Annotated in this window: 21 protein-coding genes and 1 tRNA gene; 13 read left to right on the top strand and 9 right to left on the bottom strand. The window is 60.2% G+C overall.

The features are described from left to right. Nucleotides 1–6: 6 nt before the first annotated feature. Nucleotides 7–1,407 (bottom strand): L-serine ammonia-lyase, encoded by a 1,401-nt coding sequence (locus tag IFT66_RS04890; protein WP_192076889.1) that lies wholly within the window; start codon nucleotides 1,405–1,407, stop codon nucleotides 7–9. A 218-nt stretch (nucleotides 1,408–1,625) separates the two neighbouring features. Here IFT66_RS04890 and IFT66_RS04885 point away from each other — a divergent pair, with 218 nt between their 5' ends. Both IFT66_RS04885 and IFT66_RS04880 read left to right on the top strand, forming a co-directional pair. Further along, nucleotides 1,626–2,357 (top strand): DUF599 domain-containing protein, encoded by a 732-nt coding sequence (locus IFT66_RS04885; protein WP_062457000.1) that lies wholly within the window; start codon nucleotides 1,626–1,628, stop codon nucleotides 2,355–2,357. Next, nucleotides 2,354–3,343, top strand: coding sequence for a heparan-alpha-glucosaminide N-acetyltransferase domain-containing protein (locus IFT66_RS04880; RefSeq protein ID WP_192076888.1), 990 nt, complete (start codon nucleotides 2,354–2,356; stop codon nucleotides 3,341–3,343). Before IFT66_RS04885 ends, IFT66_RS04880 begins: the two co-directional genes overlap by 4 nt. 4 nt (nucleotides 3,344–3,347) lie before the next feature. Here IFT66_RS04880 and IFT66_RS04875 read toward each other — a convergent pair whose 3' ends face one another. Together IFT66_RS04875 and mgtE are read right to left on the bottom strand one after the other, a co-directional pair. After that, a complete protein-coding gene (locus tag IFT66_RS04875; RefSeq protein ID WP_092662576.1) occupies nucleotides 3,348–3,734 on the bottom strand; it encodes a MerR family transcriptional regulator in 387 nt (128 codons plus the stop codon). A 77-nt stretch (nucleotides 3,735–3,811) separates the two neighbouring features. Beyond that, complete coding sequence (gene mgtE, locus IFT66_RS04870; RefSeq protein WP_092662312.1) at nucleotides 3,812–5,230, bottom strand: magnesium transporter; 1,419 nt, start codon at nucleotides 5,228–5,230, stop codon at nucleotides 3,812–3,814. Between the two features lie 214 nt (nucleotides 5,231–5,444). On the opposite strand from mgtE, the gene IFT66_RS04865 reads away from it, so the two are divergent. Next, entirely contained in the window at nucleotides 5,445–5,936 is a 492-nt protein-coding gene (locus IFT66_RS04865; RefSeq protein WP_192076887.1) for a peptide deformylase, read from the top strand. Nucleotides 5,937–6,010: 74 nt separating this feature from the next. Beyond that, nucleotides 6,011–6,508 (top strand): BON domain-containing protein, encoded by a 498-nt coding sequence (locus tag IFT66_RS04860; protein ID WP_092662308.1) that lies wholly within the window; start codon nucleotides 6,011–6,013, stop codon nucleotides 6,506–6,508. A 56-nt stretch (nucleotides 6,509–6,564) separates the two neighbouring features. On the opposite strand, the gene lipB is transcribed toward IFT66_RS04860, so the two are convergent. Beyond that, entirely contained in the window at nucleotides 6,565–7,302 is a 738-nt protein-coding gene (gene lipB / locus IFT66_RS04855; protein ID WP_192076886.1) for a lipoyl(octanoyl) transferase LipB, read from the bottom strand. A gap of 176 nt (nucleotides 7,303–7,478) precedes the next feature. On the opposite strand from lipB, the gene IFT66_RS04850 reads away from it, so the two are divergent. The 9 genes from IFT66_RS04850 to fghA all read left to right on the top strand — a co-directional run bounded on the left by IFT66_RS04850 (nucleotide 7,479) and on the right by fghA (nucleotide 13,375). Next, a tRNA-Leu gene (locus tag IFT66_RS04850) sits at nucleotides 7,479–7,563 on the top strand. 145 nt (nucleotides 7,564–7,708) lie between these two features. Further along, nucleotides 7,709–7,945 (top strand): hypothetical protein, encoded by a 237-nt coding sequence (locus IFT66_RS04845; RefSeq protein ID WP_062580664.1) that lies wholly within the window; start codon nucleotides 7,709–7,711, stop codon nucleotides 7,943–7,945. A 141-nt stretch (nucleotides 7,946–8,086) separates the two neighbouring features. Then, nucleotides 8,087–9,007 carry a DMT family transporter gene (locus IFT66_RS04840; RefSeq protein ID WP_192076885.1) on the top strand — a complete coding sequence of 307 codons (921 nt, stop codon included), beginning with the start codon at nucleotides 8,087–8,089 and terminating at the stop codon, nucleotides 9,005–9,007. 74 nt (nucleotides 9,008–9,081) lie between these two features. After that, complete coding sequence (locus IFT66_RS04835) at nucleotides 9,082–9,678, top strand: GNAT family N-acetyltransferase (RefSeq protein ID WP_249406341.1); 597 nt, start codon at nucleotides 9,082–9,084, stop codon at nucleotides 9,676–9,678. Between the two features lie 105 nt (nucleotides 9,679–9,783). Continuing rightward, a complete protein-coding gene (locus IFT66_RS04830) occupies nucleotides 9,784–10,911 on the top strand; it encodes an S-(hydroxymethyl)glutathione dehydrogenase/class III alcohol dehydrogenase (protein WP_184655013.1) in 1,128 nt (375 codons plus the stop codon). Further along, nucleotides 10,908–11,369, top strand: a complete 462-nt coding sequence (locus IFT66_RS04825; protein WP_249406340.1) for a GNAT family N-acetyltransferase — start codon at nucleotides 10,908–10,910, stop codon at nucleotides 11,367–11,369. The genes IFT66_RS04830 and IFT66_RS04825 overlap by 4 nt, the downstream gene beginning before the upstream one ends. Next, on the top strand, nucleotides 11,366–11,812 hold the full coding sequence (locus tag IFT66_RS04820) for a YaiI/YqxD family protein (RefSeq protein WP_062457036.1): 447 nt from the start codon (nucleotides 11,366–11,368) through the stop codon (nucleotides 11,810–11,812). The genes IFT66_RS04825 and IFT66_RS04820 overlap by 4 nt, the downstream gene beginning before the upstream one ends. Before the next feature lie 31 nt (nucleotides 11,813–11,843). Further along, nucleotides 11,844–12,515 (top strand): DUF1345 domain-containing protein, encoded by a 672-nt coding sequence (locus IFT66_RS04815; RefSeq protein ID WP_192076883.1) that lies wholly within the window; start codon nucleotides 11,844–11,846, stop codon nucleotides 12,513–12,515. Nucleotides 12,516–12,541: 26 nt separating this feature from the next. Continuing rightward, nucleotides 12,542–13,375: an S-formylglutathione hydrolase gene (gene fghA, locus IFT66_RS04810; protein ID WP_062457042.1), complete on the top strand. Its 834-nt coding sequence runs from the start codon at nucleotides 12,542–12,544 to the stop codon at nucleotides 13,373–13,375. Between the two features lie 54 nt (nucleotides 13,376–13,429). On the opposite strand, the gene IFT66_RS04805 is transcribed toward fghA, so the two are convergent. From IFT66_RS04805 to IFT66_RS04785, 5 genes are all read right to left on the bottom strand, one after another. Further along, nucleotides 13,430–13,813, bottom strand: a complete 384-nt coding sequence (locus IFT66_RS04805) for a DoxX family protein (protein WP_062457045.1) — start codon at nucleotides 13,811–13,813, stop codon at nucleotides 13,430–13,432. A 93-nt stretch (nucleotides 13,814–13,906) separates the two neighbouring features. After that, complete coding sequence (locus tag IFT66_RS04800; protein ID WP_192076882.1) at nucleotides 13,907–14,398, bottom strand: hypothetical protein; 492 nt, start codon at nucleotides 14,396–14,398, stop codon at nucleotides 13,907–13,909. 56 nt (nucleotides 14,399–14,454) lie between these two features. Further along, nucleotides 14,455–15,246, bottom strand: a complete 792-nt coding sequence (locus IFT66_RS04795) for an ATP12 family chaperone protein (protein WP_174196678.1) — start codon at nucleotides 15,244–15,246, stop codon at nucleotides 14,455–14,457. A 9-nt stretch (nucleotides 15,247–15,255) separates the two neighbouring features. Next, entirely contained in the window at nucleotides 15,256–15,909 is a 654-nt protein-coding gene (locus tag IFT66_RS04790) for an HAD-IA family hydrolase (protein WP_192076881.1), read from the bottom strand. Then, nucleotides 15,906–16,898, bottom strand: a complete 993-nt coding sequence (locus tag IFT66_RS04785; protein WP_062457061.1) for an RluA family pseudouridine synthase — start codon at nucleotides 16,896–16,898, stop codon at nucleotides 15,906–15,908. Before IFT66_RS04785 ends, IFT66_RS04790 begins: the two co-directional genes overlap by 4 nt. Between the last annotated feature and the right edge of the window lies 1 nt (nucleotide 16,899).

Here is a 16,899-nt window from a genome sequence, read left to right as displayed (position 1 = left end):
AAGCTCTCAGCACTCGACCACGTTCACGGCAAGCCCGCCGGTCGAGGTCTCCTTGTACTTCTCGCTCATGTCCATGCCAGTCTGGCGCATGGTTTCAATACAGGCGTCAAGCGGCACGAAATGGCTGCCGTCACCCTTCAGCGCCAGAGATGCCGCCGTCACGGCCTTTACGGCGCCAAGCGCATTGCGCTCGATACACGGCACCTGGACGAGGCCTGCAATGGGATCGCAGGTCATGCCGAGGTGATGCTCGAGCGCGATCTCCGCAGCATTTTCGATCTGCTCCGGCGAACCGCCCATAACGGCGGCGAGACCCGCAGCGGCCATGGCCGCAGCCGACCCGACTTCACCCTGGCAACCGACTTCGGCACCAGAAATCGAGGCATTGTGTTTGATGATGCCGCCGATCGCTGCCGCGGTCAGAAGAAAGGTACGGATGTCTTCCTGCGTCGCGTCGTCGTGAAAATGCAGATAATAGCGAACCGTGGCCGGGATGACCCCGGCAGCACCGTTGGTCGGCGCCGTCACGACCCGGCCGCCCCCGGCATTCTCTTCGTTGACCGCCATCGCATAGACCGAAAGCCAGTCATTGGCGAGAAGCGGGTTGAGCCGATTGCTGCGCCATTCCTCGTTAAGGCGGTCGTGGATCGCCCGCGCACGGCGCTTCACCTTGAGGCCACCCGGCATGATGCCGTCGACCTTCAGACCGCGATCGATGCAATTCCTCATCGCGTCCCAGATCCGGTCGACGCCTTCGTCGAGTTCGGCCGCGCTCATCTTTGTCAGCTCGTTGGCGCGTTTCATCTGAGCGATCGTCAGGCCAGAACCCTGCGACATTTCGAGCATCTGTTTGGCGGACGAGAATGGATAGGGCACGCGCGCATCGCTTGCCGTCTTCTTGGACGCCCGCATTGCCTCCAGTTCGGTGTCGGTCACGACAAAGCCGCCGCCGATCGAATAGTAGATGCGCTTCAAGAGCAGCCGTCCGTCCCGATCCAGCGCCGAGAAGCTCATGCCGTTCGCATGGCCGGGCAGCGGCTGCTTCTTGTCGAAGATCAGGTCCGTTGCCGGCTTGAACTCGTAGCTGGGGTGGCCCGGCGGGGTGACGCGACCGGTGCGTTCGACGTCTGCAATGATCGCGTCCATCCGATCGGGATCCACGCTGTGCGGCTCTTCGCCGACAAGACCGAGGATAACTGCCCTGCCCGTTCCGTGCCCAATGCCGGTAAAGGCGAGCGACCCGTGGAGGCTGACCTTCAGCGCCGCGACGGCAGCACCCGTCGGGCGTGGCCAGTCATTGGAAAGGAGGAGCTCCAGGAAACGATTGGCTGCCGACATCGGCCCCATCGTGTGCGAGCTGGAAGGACCGATACCGATTTTGAAAACGTCGAAAACTGAAAGAAACATGATTGTTCACGGGACCGTTCGTTTGGGCAGAGGCTACGCCAAACCTGAGTTCGGCTCAGGCGATCACCCGACATCCGCTTGGACACGAGCGACATGCATCACAGAGACACGCTCTACAGATAGGTGTTGCAAAAACCTATACCAGGCACACGCCTCTTGCCCGGACAGCCGAAACAAAGCAAGACGAAACGAGGCATACACGATTTGTGGCGAGACCCATGACGACTGCGGACTATATCGCGCTGGCACTGTTTCTCGCCCTCTGGGCCCTTTATTCCTGGCTCACAGCGGGGTCTGGCAGTCGCTTTTTCCCCCGCTTGAGCCTTAACCGGGCCATGGCGGAGCGGCGTCGGAACTGGATCTACAACTCGCTTCGGCGCGATCTCAAGATGATCGACACGCAAATCCTGGCCGGTCTGCAGAACGGGACGGCCTTTTTCGCCTCGACCTCGATCTTCGCGATTGGTGGCTGCTTTGCGCTGCTTGGCTCGACCGACAAGGTGGAGGACGTGTTCAGCAATCTGCCCTTTGTCTATTACGGCGGGCGCACCGCGTTCGAGCTCAAGGTTGCCGGTCTAACGGTGCTGTTCGGCTATTCCTTCTTCAAATTCGGCTGGGCCTACCGTCTGTTCAACTACTGCACCATCCTGTTCGGCGCCTTGCCGATGATGCACGACACGAATGCTGATCGTGCCAAAGCTGAGATCGCCGCAGATCAAGTCATCCAGATGAACACGATCGCCGCCGGCCACTTCAATGCCGGCCTTCGGGCGCTGTTTCTTTCCATCGGCTACCTGGGCTGGTTCGCCGGGCCCTACATGTTCATGGCGATGACCGCGATCGTGGTCTTCGTTCTGACACGCCGCCAGTATTTCTCCGACGCCCGTCTCGCGCTGATGGACCCGGTGAGCGACACCAAAGACAAACAAGAGCGGGACATGCGAACGTGACATCATCAGAGATCCAACCCAATGCCCCCCGCGTGCCGCGCATTGTCTTGATCGATACGCTGCGCGGCGTGGCACTGATCGCCATGGCGACCTATCATTTCACCTGGGATCTCGAATTCTTCGGCTATCTCGATCCGGGAACAGCGACGCAGGGTTTCTTCAAGATCTATGCGCGACTGATCGCCAGTTCGTTTCTGTTTCTCGCGGGCGTCAGTCTGGTCCTTGCGCATACGCCGCAGATCCGCTGGCAGTCCTTTGCGAAACGGCTCGGCATCGTTGCCGGCGCAGCCCTTGCCATCAGCGTCGCGACATTCGTCGCCTTCCCGGGCGAATGGATCTATTTCGGCATTCTGCATAACATCGCCCTGTCGAGCCTTATCGGCCTGGCGTTCCTGCGGCTTCCTCCGGCGCTCACGGCTGCGGTCGCCGCGATGATCGCTGTTCTGATGCTGGTCGATTACGTCGCTATGCCGGGAACTCTCGATTCGGCTCTGTTCGACACGCGCTGGCTTGCCTGGATGGGCTTCGCCGAGGCTCCGCCCCGTTCGAACGATTACGTGCCGTTGTTTCCCTGGGTTGCCGCTCTATTGGCTGGTATCGCCGCAACCAAGTTCCTGATGTCACGCAACGTGCTGCCGCGCATTGCGAAGGTCCAGACAAGACAGAACCTACTCTCAAAGGCCGGTCAGCACAGCCTGCTGATCTATCTCGTGCATCAGCCGATCCTGATCGGTCTCGTCTATCTCTTCTCGCTGGTCCACCCCGCTCCGCCGCCGGATGTCCGCAAAAGTTACATCTTGAGCTGCGAGAGGGGCTGCATAGAGAATGCCGACGCCAACATCTGCCGCGCGTTCTGCACCTGCACGGCCGATCGGCTGATTGCCCAGAACCTCATGACGCCCATGCAGTCAGGCGTGATCACGCCACAGGACGACCGGATCCAGATGATCGCACAGGAATGCGCCATCGCTTCGCCGCCTCCCTGAGAGTTCAGGTGCCGACGCCGATTTCGGCGAGACGGGTCAGGCAGGCCTCCTCGACATTGTCGAGTTCGAGCAGCGTTTCCTCAATGTCCTTGCGCTTCTGGCGCAGGTCATCGCGCTTCTCGTCGACCTTCTTCATCAGAAGCTTGAGCTGGCCCATTTCGCCTGGAGGCTCCTTGTAGATCTGGACGATCTCGCGGATCTCCGCGATGGAAAAGCCGATGCGACGTCCACGGAGAATTTCCATGATCAGACGGCGGTCTGCAGCCCTGAAAAGACGCGTACGTCCGCGGCGCTCCGGATGGATCAGGCCCTCATCTTCATAGAAGCGCAAGGTGCGCGTGGAGACGCCGAACTCGCGGGTCAACTCGGTGATGCTGTAATATTTGTTCACGGCCACATCCTGACATTTCTGCCTCAAATAATTGACTTTTACGTAACAGTCAATTTTTCGGATGTTTGCTGCTTTCGTTACCCGATCGCAAACCACCAAGTGGCGAGGCCCAGAAAAGAGAAGAACCCGGTCGTGTCGGTGATCGCAGTCACAAATACCGCGGAGGAAACGGCGGGATCCGCCCCTGCCCGGTTGAGGAGAATCGGCACCATCAGACCGGCGCTGGCGGCCGCGACCATGTTGATGAGCATCGCCGTCGCAATTAGTCCGCCGATGTTCGGATCCTGAAACCAGAAGCCCGCCACCAGCCCGACGAGTGTGCCGATCAGACACCCATTGATCAGGCCGACGCAGATTTCACGCCGCGCGACGCGCCAGGCATTGTGGATATCGAGATCGCGGGTCGCGATGGCGCGCACCGTGACCGTCATCGTCTGCGACCCCGCATTGCCGCCCATGCCGGCGACGATCGGCATCAGGATCGCCAGCGCGACCACTTCTTCGATCGTGGCTTCGAACAGCGAGATCACGGAGGCCGCTACAAATGCGGTCAAGAGGTTGACGAGCAGCCAGGGCACGCGAGACCGCGAAATATCGACCACGGTGTCGGACAGTTCTTCATCGCCGACGCCGCCGAGGCGCATGATGTCTTCTTCGGCCTCTTCCTGCATCACGTCGACGATGTCGTCGATCGTCAGGACGCCGACCAGCCTGCCGTTTTCATCGACGACAGCGGCCGAGAGAAGGTCGTATTGCTCGAAGAGCTGTGCTGCCTCTTCCTGGTCCATGTCGGCGGGGATCGGATAGTTGGTCTCCCGCATGATCGTCTCGATCTTCACCTGCCTGTTGGTGCGCAGGATGCGGTCGAGATAGATGACGCCGAGCAGCTTGAAGGTCGGGTCGATGACGAAGACCTGCGTAAAGCTTTCCGGCAGGCCTTCATCTTCGCGCATGTAATCGATCGTCTGGCCGACCGTCCAGAACGGCGGCACGGCCACGAATTCGGTCTGCATGCGGCGTCCGGCCGAGCTTTCCGGATAGTCGAGCGCGCGTCTGAGACGAACGCGCTCCGTAAACGGAAGCTGCGCAAGAATCTCTTCGCGGTCCTCCTTGTCGAGATCTTCGAGAATGTAGACCGCGTCGTCGGAATCGAGACCGCCAATACCCGCAGCGATCTGCGCGTTGGACATATGCTCGACGATCTCCATACGGATCGCCTCGTCCACCTCGGTCAGAGCCGTCAGGTCGAAGTCGGTGCCCAGCAGCCGAACCATCGCCCGGCGCTGGTCGGGCATGATCGATTCGAGAAGGTCGCCTAGTTCGGATTCGTGCAGGCGCGCTACATGCTGGCGCAGATAGAGAACATCGCGATCGGCGATTGCTGCCCCGACCCTCGCGAGGAAATCGGGCCGAACCGCACCTTCTTCGGTATAGATGTCGTGGGCCGGTTCGTTGGCCTTGCTGCGACCGCGGGTCTCTTCGCCGATATCGCTCATTGCCGCCCTCGCTATCCGCATCTCGCAGGTTGAAGATAACGGCAGAAACTGATTTTCAACAACCAGATAACCGTCTTAGATCGAACGCGTTTGCCGCTTCATTCCAGCTAGAGCAAATGGTCGGGATGGTCCAGTGCGCAATGGTCAAACATCTGTGGCGAAACGGTTCTCGCCATGCCAATGGGAACGCTTGAGAGACGAGGAAGGATAACGAATGGCACCCCTGACGATATTGCGATATCCGGATCCCGGCCTGTCAAAGCCGTGTCAGCCGATTACCGTGTTCGACGCAGCACTCGAGACGTTCGCGCAGGATCTGCTCGCCACCATGCGGGCTGCACCGGGCGTCGGAATCACCGCCGCGCATGTCGGGGTTCACATCCGGCTTGTCGTGCTCGAACTGTCGGCGAAAGACGGTCCGCGCTTTTATGCCAACCCGGTAATCCTTTCGTTCGGTGAACAGCCCATGCGCTACACCGAGGGAAGCGTATCCATGCCAGGTGCGACCGAAGAGGTCGAGCGTCCCGCCATGATCCGGTTCCGCTATCAGCGCCTGGACGGGACGCACGCAGAAGAGGACGCCACGGGCTTTTACTCCGTCTGCATGCAACATGAGATCGACCAGCTGGACGGCGTCTTCTGGCTGAAGCGTCTATCGAGGTTGAAACGCGACCGGTTGGTCCGCAAGTGGGAAAAAGGTCGGTAGAGGAACCAAGGCTGTTCCTGACGGTTATCGAGGCAACCCTCTACCGACTGACGAACCTTACGGAAGGAACCACAATGCCCGCCACCCGCAAGCCCGACGATATTTCCCGCGAAGAAGATTTCCGCGATTACGACGACCGCAACATCGACGAAGGCTGGCCTTATGACGATGCAGCCGGTGCCGGTGCGCGTCCGGTCGGCAACGCCGCCTATGGCGAGCCTGCTGCGAACTTCGAAAGCGATCGTAACGAAGGCTACCAGGTAGAAGGCATCGAGGCCGACGGGCAGCAGGAACGGCTTGTCGACAGCGATACGCCCGCAACGATCGGGGTCGAAGAATCAGACGATCTTGAAGAGCGCATCACGGACGCGATCGAATCGCTCGATATCGCCATGATGGATGCCATCGACGTGCATGTCGATGACGGAGAGGTCACGCTCGAAGGCCTGGTCGACGAGGCATCTGCCGTGCGCATCATCGCTGCCAAGGTAAAAAGCATTTCCGGCGTGAAATCCGTCGTCAACAACTTGCGCGCTGGCGGCGTCGATGGACGTATGCCCGACGAGGACTAAGACTCGCAAGCCGGTCGTTATGACCGTCGCCTCCAACGATCAGACGATTGCACAGGTCACCGTGAGGTGACCTGTTCTCGTTCGTTCACAGTCGGGCCGAAGATCTGCTCGAACGCCTCACGAAGCCGGATATCGACATCCGTCATCATGACCGGCAGGCCGAGATCCATCAGGCTGGTCACACCATATCCAGTTATACCGCAAGGCACGATGCCGGAGAAATGCGACAGGTCGGGCTCGACGTTGAGCGACAGACCGTGAAAGCTCACCCAGCGGCGCAGGCGAATACCCAGTGCGGCGATTTTGTCCTCGGTGACAGACCCATCAAACATGGTGGGCTTGTCCGGCCGCTTCACCCATACGCCAACACGATCCTCGCGCCGCTCGCCGCGAACGTTCATCATGTCGAGCGTCTGAATGACCAGCTCCTCGAGGCCCGCCACATAGGCTCGAACGTCCTGACGCCGGCGCTTCAGGTCCAGCATAACATAGGCAACGCGCTGGCCCGGGCCATGATAGGTGTATTCTCCGCCGCGACCCGTCGCAAAGACGGGAAACCGATCCGGCTCGATGAGGTCGGCCGACTGGGCGCTGGTACCCGCTGTATAAAGCGGCGGATGCTCCAGCAGCCAGACGAGTTCGTCGGCATGGCCGTCGGCAATGGCTGCCACCTCCGCCTCCATCGTGGCGATCGCCACGTCGTAAGGCACGAGTTCGTCCGAAACCCGCCATCTTACGGGCGGACAGTCGGCTTGCGGCAGCATGGAGAGATTGAGATCGGTGCGTGTCAGCATGGCCAGTCTTCTGTCAAAAGCGAACAAGGGCGGCAAGAGCCTTGTTTTCCGGGACTTTATATAAGGTTATCCCCAACCCGTTTAAATCCTTCAAAAATCTGTCACGACGCACTTGTGCACCCCAAATCCTTTTGCTACATGCTCGCTCGCCGGAGCAATTCGGCTCTACCACGGATGCGGTCGTGGCGGAATTGGTAGACGCGCAGCGTTGAGGTCGCTGTGGGGCAACCCGTGGAAGTTCGAGTCTTCTCGACCGCACCAAAAGAACCCGGCTTCGGCCGGGTTTTTTCGTTTCTGGCGTCAAGCGACGTTTCAAGCCTCGTCATGTCACCCAATTCACATCTTCACAAACGAATTGACTTCTTGCTCCTTATGGAACATAAACAGAACAACACAGGAGCGTAACATGGCAACCGCAGAAAAATTCATCGTTCTCCAATTCAAGAAGAACCGCGGCCACGTCGTCCCCGGTGAAATGCGCCAAGCCTCGAACGCGGCCTCCGCCGAGAAGATCGCGACGGCCATGTCGGTGCGCGTCATCGGAGTCGCTGCCTATTCGGTAATGGTGGACGAAGAGACCGGCGACATGACCTCCCCGCGCCTTCTCATCGAACACGGCGAGACCACGGAACTCGCGGCCTAAGATACCGCGACCTCTGTATCTGAGCATCGGATATGTTTTCCGGTGCTTGCAGCACCAAGCGTTGCTGATGTGCCCGCACCTGCGGCTTGCCGACAAGGTCAGCCTGTGTTTGAACTCAGGTTCAATTGAAAGCGCAGGCCGATGCCCCCAAAGACTTCCGAAAACCCGCTCAAGGGCATGGCGATCATGGCCTCGTGTATGGCCATTCTGCCTGTCATGGATGCCATCGCCAAATACATGGCGAATTTCGAGCACATGTCGCCCGGACAGGTCACTTTCTATCGGTTCCTGTTCCAGTTCCTGAGCCTGCTGCCGCTGGCACTGCTTTCCACCAGGTCGCTCATCCATGCGAATCGCCCGTGGATGAACCTGTTGCGCGGCACGTTGCATGCGTCGGCAAGCCTGATGTTTTTCGCAGCCGTTAAATATATGCCGCTTGCCGACGTGTTCGCGATCTACTTCGTCGAACCGTTCATGCTGACGATGATGTCTGCCATCTTTCTCGGAGAGAGGGTCGGCTGGCGGCGCTGGCTTGCTATCGTCGTCGGATTCGGCGGTGCGATGATCGTGATCCAGCCGAGCTATTCGATATTCGGCTGGACGGCGCTTCTGCCGGTCGCCTGCGCCTTTCTCTTCACGCTCTATCTGTTTCTCAACCGCGCCATTGGTGAGAGTGATTCGCCGCTGGTGATGCAAACCATCGCAGGCCTCGGCGGCACCGTCTTCATGGGCCTCGCGATGACTGCTGGAAGCAGTTTCGGCGTGGCGGACTTCGAGCCGTCCCTGCCCGCCTCCGCGCTCGGGTTGCTGCTGCTGGTCGTCCTGGGTTCGATCTCGGGATACATGCACCTCCTGGTCGTCAAGGCGTTCAGGATGGCACCCCTGTCGCTGCTCGCGCCCTTCCAGTATTTCGAGATCATCTCGGCGACCGTCCTTGGCTATGCGCTGTTCGGTGACTTTCCGACGGCATCGAAATGGTTCGGCATCCTCATCATCGTGGCATCGGGGCTGTTCATCATCTGGCGCGAACACGCGCAGTCGAAACAGCTCGTACCTGCGTGATCTTCGTTGACAACAACCATCAAACATCGTGAAAAGACCTTATGAGCCAAGACCCGATGTCCCCTGACAATCCCATGATTTTGAGCGGATATTCCAATGTTCCGCCGGGAATGATCGCCACCGTGGTGACCTGTCTGGAGATGCAGGAACGACCGGAACCCGGTTCCAATCCTCCTTCAGGATCGCTCACCGTCGAGCACTGGCCGTCGCCGTCGATCGCGGATTATCGCGCGCTCTACAGATCAGTCGGCGAACACTGGATGTGGACTTCGCGCCTCATCATGGATGACAGCGAGCTTTCCGCTATCCTTCAAGACCCACTGATCGAAGTTCATGCCCTAATGGATGGCGATCGCGCGGTTGGGCTTCTGGAACTCGATTTTCGCAAGGAAGGCGAATGTGAGATCGGCTATTTCGGTCTTGCCGCCGGTACAATCGGCAAGGGAGCCGGCCGGTTTCTGATGAACGCTGCAATCGAAAAGGCGTGGTCGCGGCGGATCTCCCGCTTGTGGGTTCACACCTGCCATCTCGATTCGGCGCAGGCGCTGCCATTCTACCAGCGCTCCGGCTTCAAACCCTTCAAGATGATGGTCGAAGTCGTCGATGATGTCCGGCTGACGGGGTTGGTGCCGCGCAGCGCCTCTCCGCAGGCGCCGATCATCGAGCTCTGACCGATCACCCGATTGCGACTATTCATACCGTCTTCCGGCTTGAGCCCGGACCACTTGCCGTGCAAAAGTCCCGGCAGAATCTTATAGATAAAATGGAGTGACACCATGGATGTCCGCGCCGCCGTTGCCGTTCAGGCTGGCAAACCGCTCGAAGTGATGACCGTACAGCTGGAAGGCCCTCGCGCCGGCGAAGTGCTGATCGAGATCAAGGCGACCGGCATCTGCCACACCGACGATTTCACCCTGTCGGGCGCCGATCCGGAAGGCCTCTTCCCTGCCATTCTCGGCCATGAGGGCGCCGGCATCGTCGTTGATGTCGGACCGGGCGTCACCTCGGTCAAGAAGGGCGACCACGTCATTCCGCTCTACACGCCGGAATGCCGCGAGTGCTATTCCTGCACATCGCGCAAGACCAACCTTTGCACCTCGATCCGCACCACGCAGGGCCAGGGCGTGATGCCTGACGGCACCAGCCGGTTTTCGATCGGCAAGGACAAGATCCACCACTATATGGGTTGTTCGACATTCTCGAACTTCACCGTTCTGCCCGAGATTGCCGTTGCCAAGGTCAATCGCGACGCGCCTTTCGACAAGATCTGCTACATCGGCTGCGGCGTCACGACGGGCATCGGCGCCGTCATCAATACGGCCAAGGTTGAAATCGGTTCGACCGCGATCGTCTTCGGTCTCGGCGGCATCGGCCTTAACGTCCTTCAGGGCCTGAGGCTTGCCGGTGCCGACATGATCATCGGCGTCGACATCAATCCCGACCGCAAGGAATGGGGCGAGAAGTTCGGCATGACGCATTTCGTCAACCCGAAAGAGGTCGGCGAAGATATCGTGCCCTATCTCGTCAACATGACCAAGCGCAACGGCGATCTGATCGGCGGCGCCGACTACACGTTCGATTGCACCGGCAATACCAAGGTCATGCGCCAGGCGCTCGAATCGTCACACCGCGGCTGGGGCAAGTCGGTCATCATCGGCGTTGCCGGCGCCGGTCAGGAGATCTCGACCCGTCCGTTCCAGCTGGTCACCGGCCGCAACTGGATGGGCACGGCTTTCGGCGGCGCCCGTGGACGCACCGACGTGCCGAAGATCGTCGACTGGTACATGGAAGGCAAGATCCAGATCGATCCGATGATCACCCACACAATGCCGCTCGAAGACATCAACAAGGGTTTCGAGCTGATGCATTCGGGCGAAAGCATCCGTGGCGTGGTGGTCTATTGACCACCGGGCCGTCCTACACGACCGACGTGCGGAGACTCGAAGAGTTCTCCGCACTCGACCTTTATGCCATGATGAAAATGCGCGTGGACGTGTTCGTCGTCGAGCAGACCTGCCCCTATCCGGAACTCGACGGCAACGATACGGCCTGTCTGCATCTGCGTCTTCTCGATGGCAGCGATCTGCTCGCCTGCGCCCGCATCTGGCGGCCAGAGCCCTCAGACAATCCGCGTATCGGGCGCGTTGCCGTCTCGCCGGATCATCGGGGCAAGCGGCTGGGCGAAGCGCTGATGCGCGAAGCGATCACCGTCTGCGAACAGGCCTATCCCGGAGAAACGATCGAGATTTCCGCGCAGGCGCATCTTCAGAAATTCTACGCCTCGTTCGGCTTCTCGCCGATATCAGAGGAATATCTGGAGGACGGTATTCCGCATGTGGACATGCTGAGGGCAAAGCCTTGATCTATGTCGATGCTGATGCCTGCCCCGTGAAGGCGGAAATCCTTAAAGTCGCTGAGCGTCACGCGTTTGAGGTGACGTTTGTTGCCAATTCCGGCTTGCGTCCGTCCCGCGATCCGATGGTGAAGAACGTCATCGTCTCGGCCGGTTTCGACGCCGCCGACGACTGGATTGCCGAGCGCGCCGGCCCTGCCGACATCGTCATTACGGCCGACGTGCCGCTTGCCGTGCGTTGTGTGGCCGCCGGTGCCTTTGTCACGGGACCGACCGGGCGCGTGTTCGACGAGACCAATATCGGCATGGCGAGCGCCATGCGCGATCTTGGCCAGCATCTGCGCGAGACGGGCGAAAGCAAGGGCTATAACGCAGCCTTCTCGCCACGCGACCGATCCAAATTCCTGGAGACGCTGGACAGGCTCTGCCGGCGCGCCAAATCAAACGGCTAGACCGCGCTATCAAGTCGGTACGGGAGGGCGGATGTCGACACAACAGGGCAAGGCATCGCTGTGGCACTGGCGCCGCCGCCGGCATGGACCCTTCTTCGCGTCGGCGATCGTCGCAGTCGTCGCGTTGCCTGTGCTGATCTGGCAGCTGCCGGAGCTTGCCGCGGCGCTGACGGCGATCATCTTTTTCGTCGTCTATCTTGGATTGATGGCATTCCGAATCCCGCATCTGGACGCCGACCGCTTCGAGAAAAGCGGCCAGAACACCGACGAACCGGCACCGCTTATCCTGGCCGTCACGCTCGCAGCGGCGGCGATTTCGTTGGTGACGCTGTTTGAAGCGATGAACGACAAGCAGACGTCAGGTGCGTTGGATGTGATGGTCGGCTTCGCCGCCGTCATTCTCGGCTGGTTTTCGCTGCACATGATGTTTGCCCTACACTACGCCCACCTTTACTGGCGCCCCGGCGACGACAAGGTCGAAGGCCCGGTTGGCGGCCTCGACTTTCCCGGAACCGATCGTCCGGGCGGCTGGGAGTTTCTCTATTTCGGCTATATCATCGGCATGACCGCCCAGACGTCCGATGTCGCGATCACGGCGACCGACATGCGCAGGATCAATCTCCTCCACTCGGTCGTGTCTTTCTTTTTCAACACGGTGCTGGTAGCCGCTGCGGTCAATGCCGTCGTTTCGCTGGCCGGCTGAAGTCCCAACATCGAGGAACATGACCGATGAAGATCATCTCACAGAACACCGCATTTGGCGGCATGCAGGGCGTCTATTCGCATCCCTCGGATGCCTGCAAATGCGATATGACCTTTGCCGTGTTCGTGCCGCCGCAGGCGGTGTCGCAGCCGTGCCCGGTTCTCTGGTATCTGTCGGGTCTCACCTGCACCCATCAGAACGTGATGGACAAGGGCGAGTATCGCCGGCTGGCTGCAGAGCTCGGTCTCGTCATCGTCTGCCCCGACACAAGCCCGCGCGGAGACGACGTCGCGGATGAGGCGACCAACTGGCAGATGGGCAAGGGTGCCGGATTTTATCTCGATGCGACTCAGCAGCCCTGGGCCGAGAACTACCAGATGTACACCTACATCACGCAGGAACTGCCCGCCCTCATCGGCGAACAATTCCGCGTCGACATGAGCCGTCAGGGAATTTTCGGCCACTCCATGGGGGGTCACGGCGCCATGACGATTGCTCTCAAAAACCCCGACCGGTTCAAGAGCTGCTCGGCCTTTGCGCCCATAGTCGAGCCGACAACCGCCGACTGGTCTGCGCCGGCACTCGAAAAATATCTCGGTGCCGATCGGTCAACGTGGCGGCCATACGACGCCTGCGCGCTGGTGAAGGACGGGGCGCATTTTCCGGAATTCCTGATCGATCAAGGCAACGCCGACAACTTCCTCGATAGCGGCCTGCGGCCATGGCTGTTCGAACAGGCAATCGAGGGCAAGGACATTGCTCTGACGCTCAGGATGCATGAGCGCTACGACCATTCCTACTTCTTCATCTCGACATTCATGGACGACCATCTGCGCTGGCACGCCGAGCGTCTGGCCTAGTCTCCCGTTCGAGAATCAGGACGCCCGCGCGCAATCGCTCGCGGGCGTAAAATCTCAATTCTTGTCGACTGCCCAGGCACCGGGGCCGGAGAAGACGAGATACAGGAAAATGAAGCAGAACAGGATGGCGCCTTCGCCGCCGTTCAGCGCCGGCCAGAAGCCCTTGCTGGCATGCGCCATGAAATAGGCGACGGCCATCTGGCCGGACAGGAGAAACGCGACCGGGCGGGTCATGAAGCCGACAACCAGCAAGGCGCCGCCGACCACTTCAAGCAGCGCTGCAATCAGCAGAAGCGGCGGCAAAGCACCGTCGCCCATCGGTGCCGGAAAACCGAACAACTTCATAGTGCCGTGCTCGATGAAGAGCAGGGCTGCAATGATCCGCAGCACGGCGAGCGCCTGCGGACGGTATTGTCCCAGACTATTGAAAAACTGCATGTCAAATCCCTCTCGTAGCATTGCCGCGGCTGCGCGGCAGCAAACGAGTTAAGCTCGGTTTGCCTGCGGAAATCAAATGCATTTCGTCAAGAATCAGGGCTCGAACAGGGCAGATGTGATGGTTGCGGAATGTCCGCTGCGCAGACGGAACTCGCTTGCCACCCGGTCGGCGATCTTTCTGGCAAGAGCTGCATCGGCATCCTTGTTGCCGAAGAAAAAGACCGATGTTTCGAACGAGCCGGTTGCGACCGGTTCGCCTGTCGAGACGGAGACGGCCTGAACCGTGACCCTCGCCTCCAGCCGCCGACCGAAGACGACGGGAACGGGCGCTGCCCGGTCGATCCGGACGGAGATGATGGTTCTCGGCAGCATGCTCGGCCGCATCGTCGAGCGGACAGCCTCATCGATCAGCATGTCGGTGGCAATGACGAGGCCCTGTGGCACGTCGGGCCGTGCCGTCACGAAAGCTCCCCTGACGTCGTAGAGAAGCTTGTCGCGCACACCATCTTCCAACGGCATGCGAAACGCCATCAGCGATGGCGTCAGGGTCAAGATCAGGGCTAGGCGCAGGACACCGGAACGCATGGGGAAACTCGATACGCAGACTGTACCGATCTTCCCCCAACAGGGTTAGAGAAGGATTAAATCCGCCCTGTGGTTGCGTCAAAAACCGCAGCAGCGGCCTGCATCTCTTCGAACCGCTTTGCGCGGCGATGTTCGGCCTCGGCATCGGATCCCCAATGCTCGATTGCCCAGTCTTCCTCCAGATGCGCAAGCCGCCATGTGTCATCGACGGAGAGTTCGCCTTCGGCGAAAGCAATCGCTAGGATTGCGGAGCCCGTCAGCGATGTCACCGTGTGGAGAGACGCAAGCTCGATCGGGGACGCATATTTGCGCAACACCCCGGAAAGGGCGGCGATCGCTTCCTTAGGCTGCTCCTTGGGCATGACGCCCTCGATCACCTCGAAGCGAGCGCCGATCGCGTTGGCGGCCCAGTCCAGGACCGGATCCCACTGCTCGGCCTGACGAAGCGTAAGGTTTGCAGGTGTTTCTGCGCGGTAGCACAGCATGTCGCTCGACGAGAAGCGAAGGATGTCCTCGAACACGGCCTGCGGGTCGGCGGCAATGCCGTCGATCGCGGTGTTGACGAGCCGTGTCACCGGCATCGTGCGCGGATCGATCACATCCACCTGCGATGCCCATTCGTCACGGACGAGTTCGGCAACCCGTGTGGTCGGCATTCTCAAGGCGTTCTTGGCGGGTGTCTTCACCGGCCGCCCGTCGAGAAGGATAGCAAAGTCACCCTCGCCCGCCTCAACCGAGACTTCCTTGTAGAAGCGCTTCGGCAGAGGCTTGTGCATCTGGATCTGTGCCCGCCGGGTCGGGTCTTCGTGGCTCAAACCGGCGTTCGGGTCGGATAGTATGTCGCGCATGGAAAACCCTCAGCCGATCAACGGCAGCAATTCGCTTGGATGATGGACGATGTGGTCGGCTCCGGCCTTCTGAAGCTCGCCAACCGAGGCGTATCCCCAGGAAACACCGATTGCCGTTGCACCGGCCGCCTTTGCCATCTGCATGTCGTAGATCGCATCGCCGATGACAAGAGTGTCGGCAGGCAGAATTCCAGTGGCGTCACAGCATTCGGTGACCATCGCCGGATGTGGTTTGGACGGGCAATCATCTGCCGTGCGGCTGACGGCGAAATGGTCTGCATAGCCGTGCGTGTTCATGATCATGTCGAGGCCGCGACGGGATTTGCCGGTGACAGCGCCGATCAACAGGTCGTCTCGCGGTCCGATCGTGTCGATCAGGTCCTTTATTCCCTCGAACAAAGGTTCGCGGAAATCGAGATCCTGGCGGACGACGGAGAAGAGCGACTTGTAGTAGGCCATCATCTCGACGGCCTCTTCATCGGCATGCGGCTTGCCGTCGATGCGGGCAATCGCGATGTCGAGCGTCAGGCCGATGATCGACTTCGTCTGCGCCAATGTGGGTTCAGCCTTGCCGAAGTGACGGAAGGTGCGCAGCATCGTCTCGTGGATCAGTTCGGCGCTGTCGACCAGCGTGCCGTCGCAATCGAACAGGACAAGCTTCATTCCTGGTCCTCCCGCCGACCGTTCTCCATGTCGAAGCCCAGAAGGTTCCAGGACTGCACCATGTGCGGCGGCAGCGGAGCCGTAACCCGCAGACGACCGCCATCCGGATGCGGGATGTCGATGTGGCGCGCGTGCAGATGCAGCTTTTTCTGGATGCCGCCCGGGAACGGCCAGTTGTGGTCGTCGTCGAAATATTTCGGATCGCCGATGATCTGGTGACCGAGATGCAGCGCATGGACGCGCAGCTGGTGCGTACGGCCGGTATAGGGTTCCATCTCCAGCCACGCCATCGTCTGCGCGGCGGTTTCCAGAACGCGGTAGTAGGAGACCGCGTGATCGGCGCCCTCCTCGCCATGTCTCGCGATCCGCATACGGTCGCCGTCGGGCGTCTGTTCCTTGACCAGCCAGTTGGAGATCTTGTCCTCGCGCTTGCGCGGAACGCCCTTGACCAGCGCCCAGTAGGTTTTTTTGGTATCGCGCTCGCGGAATGCCGCGGTCAGCTTCTGTGCAGCGCCGCGGGTTCGGGCAACAACCAGGACGCCTGATGTGTCGCGGTCGATCCGGTGGACGAGACGCGGTTTTTCGCCTCTCTTGTTGGTGAAGGCATCCATCATCTGGTCGATATGGCGGGTCACGCCGGATCCGCCCTGTACAGCCAGACCCGCGGGCTTGTTCAGTACGAAGACCTTGTCGTCTTCATGCAGCATCATCCGCTGCAGAAGCTCGTAGTCGCCGGCGTGCTTCAGATCCTTGCCCGCGATCGGCCCGCTGTTCTTCGCGTCGGTATCCATCGGGGGAATGCGGACCATCTGGCCGGGCTCGACGCGCGTGTCGCTTTTCACACGGCCACCGTCGATGCGCACCTGCCCGGAGCGCAGTAGTTTCTGTAGAGGGCCGAAGCCGAGACCCGGGAAATGGATCTTGAACCAACGGTCGAGGCGCATGCCTGCCTCGTCCGCCTCGACGCGGATATGCTCGATGCCTGCCATC

The sequence above is a fragment of the Rhizobium sp. CFBP 13726 genome, assembly GCF_014841925.1.
Taxonomy (GTDB): domain Bacteria; phylum Pseudomonadota; class Alphaproteobacteria; order Rhizobiales; family Rhizobiaceae; genus Neorhizobium; species Neorhizobium soli.
The sequence above is the reverse complement of the archived record's forward strand: the minus strand, read 5'-3'. Positions and strand labels throughout refer to the sequence as shown.

What these genes read in the sequence shown, in the direction of transcription:
- IFT66_RS04885 (WP_062457000.1), top strand. Translation starts at nt 1,626, where the DNA reads ATGACGACTGCGGACTATATCGCGCTGGCACTGTTTCTCGCCCTCTGG.
- IFT66_RS04835 (WP_249406341.1), top strand. Translation starts at nt 9,082, where the DNA reads ATGATTTTGAGCGGATATTCCAATGTTCCGCCGGGAATGATCGCCACC.
- IFT66_RS04865 (WP_192076887.1), top strand. Translation starts at nt 5,445, where the DNA reads ATGGCACCCCTGACGATATTGCGATATCCGGATCCCGGCCTGTCAAAG.
- IFT66_RS04785 (WP_062457061.1), bottom strand. Translation starts at nt 16,898, where the DNA reads ATGGCAGGCATCGAGCATATCCGCGTCGAGGCGGACGAGGCAGGCATG.
- IFT66_RS04830 (WP_184655013.1), top strand. Translation starts at nt 9,784, where the DNA reads ATGGATGTCCGCGCCGCCGTTGCCGTTCAGGCTGGCAAACCGCTCGAA.
- IFT66_RS04790 (WP_192076881.1), bottom strand. Translation starts at nt 15,909, where the DNA reads ATGAAGCTTGTCCTGTTCGATTGCGACGGCACGCTGGTCGACAGCGCC.
- IFT66_RS04800 (WP_192076882.1), bottom strand. Translation starts at nt 14,398, where the DNA reads ATGCGTTCCGGTGTCCTGCGCCTAGCCCTGATCTTGACCCTGACGCCA.
- IFT66_RS04890 (WP_192076889.1), bottom strand. Translation starts at nt 1,407, where the DNA reads ATGTTTCTTTCAGTTTTCGACGTTTTCAAAATCGGTATCGGTCCTTCC.
- IFT66_RS04840 (WP_192076885.1), top strand. Translation starts at nt 8,087, where the DNA reads ATGCCCCCAAAGACTTCCGAAAACCCGCTCAAGGGCATGGCGATCATG.
- lipB (WP_192076886.1), bottom strand. Translation starts at nt 7,302, where the DNA reads ATGCTGACACGCACCGATCTCAATCTCTCCATGCTGCCGCAAGCCGAC.
- IFT66_RS04815 (WP_192076883.1), top strand. Translation starts at nt 11,844, where the DNA reads ATGTCGACACAACAGGGCAAGGCATCGCTGTGGCACTGGCGCCGCCGC.
- mgtE (WP_092662312.1), bottom strand. Translation starts at nt 5,230, where the DNA reads ATGAGCGATATCGGCGAAGAGACCCGCGGTCGCAGCAAGGCCAACGAA.
- IFT66_RS04845 (WP_062580664.1), top strand. Translation starts at nt 7,709, where the DNA reads ATGGCAACCGCAGAAAAATTCATCGTTCTCCAATTCAAGAAGAACCGC.
- IFT66_RS04795 (WP_174196678.1), bottom strand. Translation starts at nt 15,246, where the DNA reads ATGCGCGACATACTATCCGACCCGAACGCCGGTTTGAGCCACGAAGAC.
- IFT66_RS04805 (WP_062457045.1), bottom strand. Translation starts at nt 13,813, where the DNA reads ATGCAGTTTTTCAATAGTCTGGGACAATACCGTCCGCAGGCGCTCGCC.
- IFT66_RS04860 (WP_092662308.1), top strand. Translation starts at nt 6,011, where the DNA reads ATGCCCGCCACCCGCAAGCCCGACGATATTTCCCGCGAAGAAGATTTC.
- fghA (WP_062457042.1), top strand. Translation starts at nt 12,542, where the DNA reads ATGAAGATCATCTCACAGAACACCGCATTTGGCGGCATGCAGGGCGTC.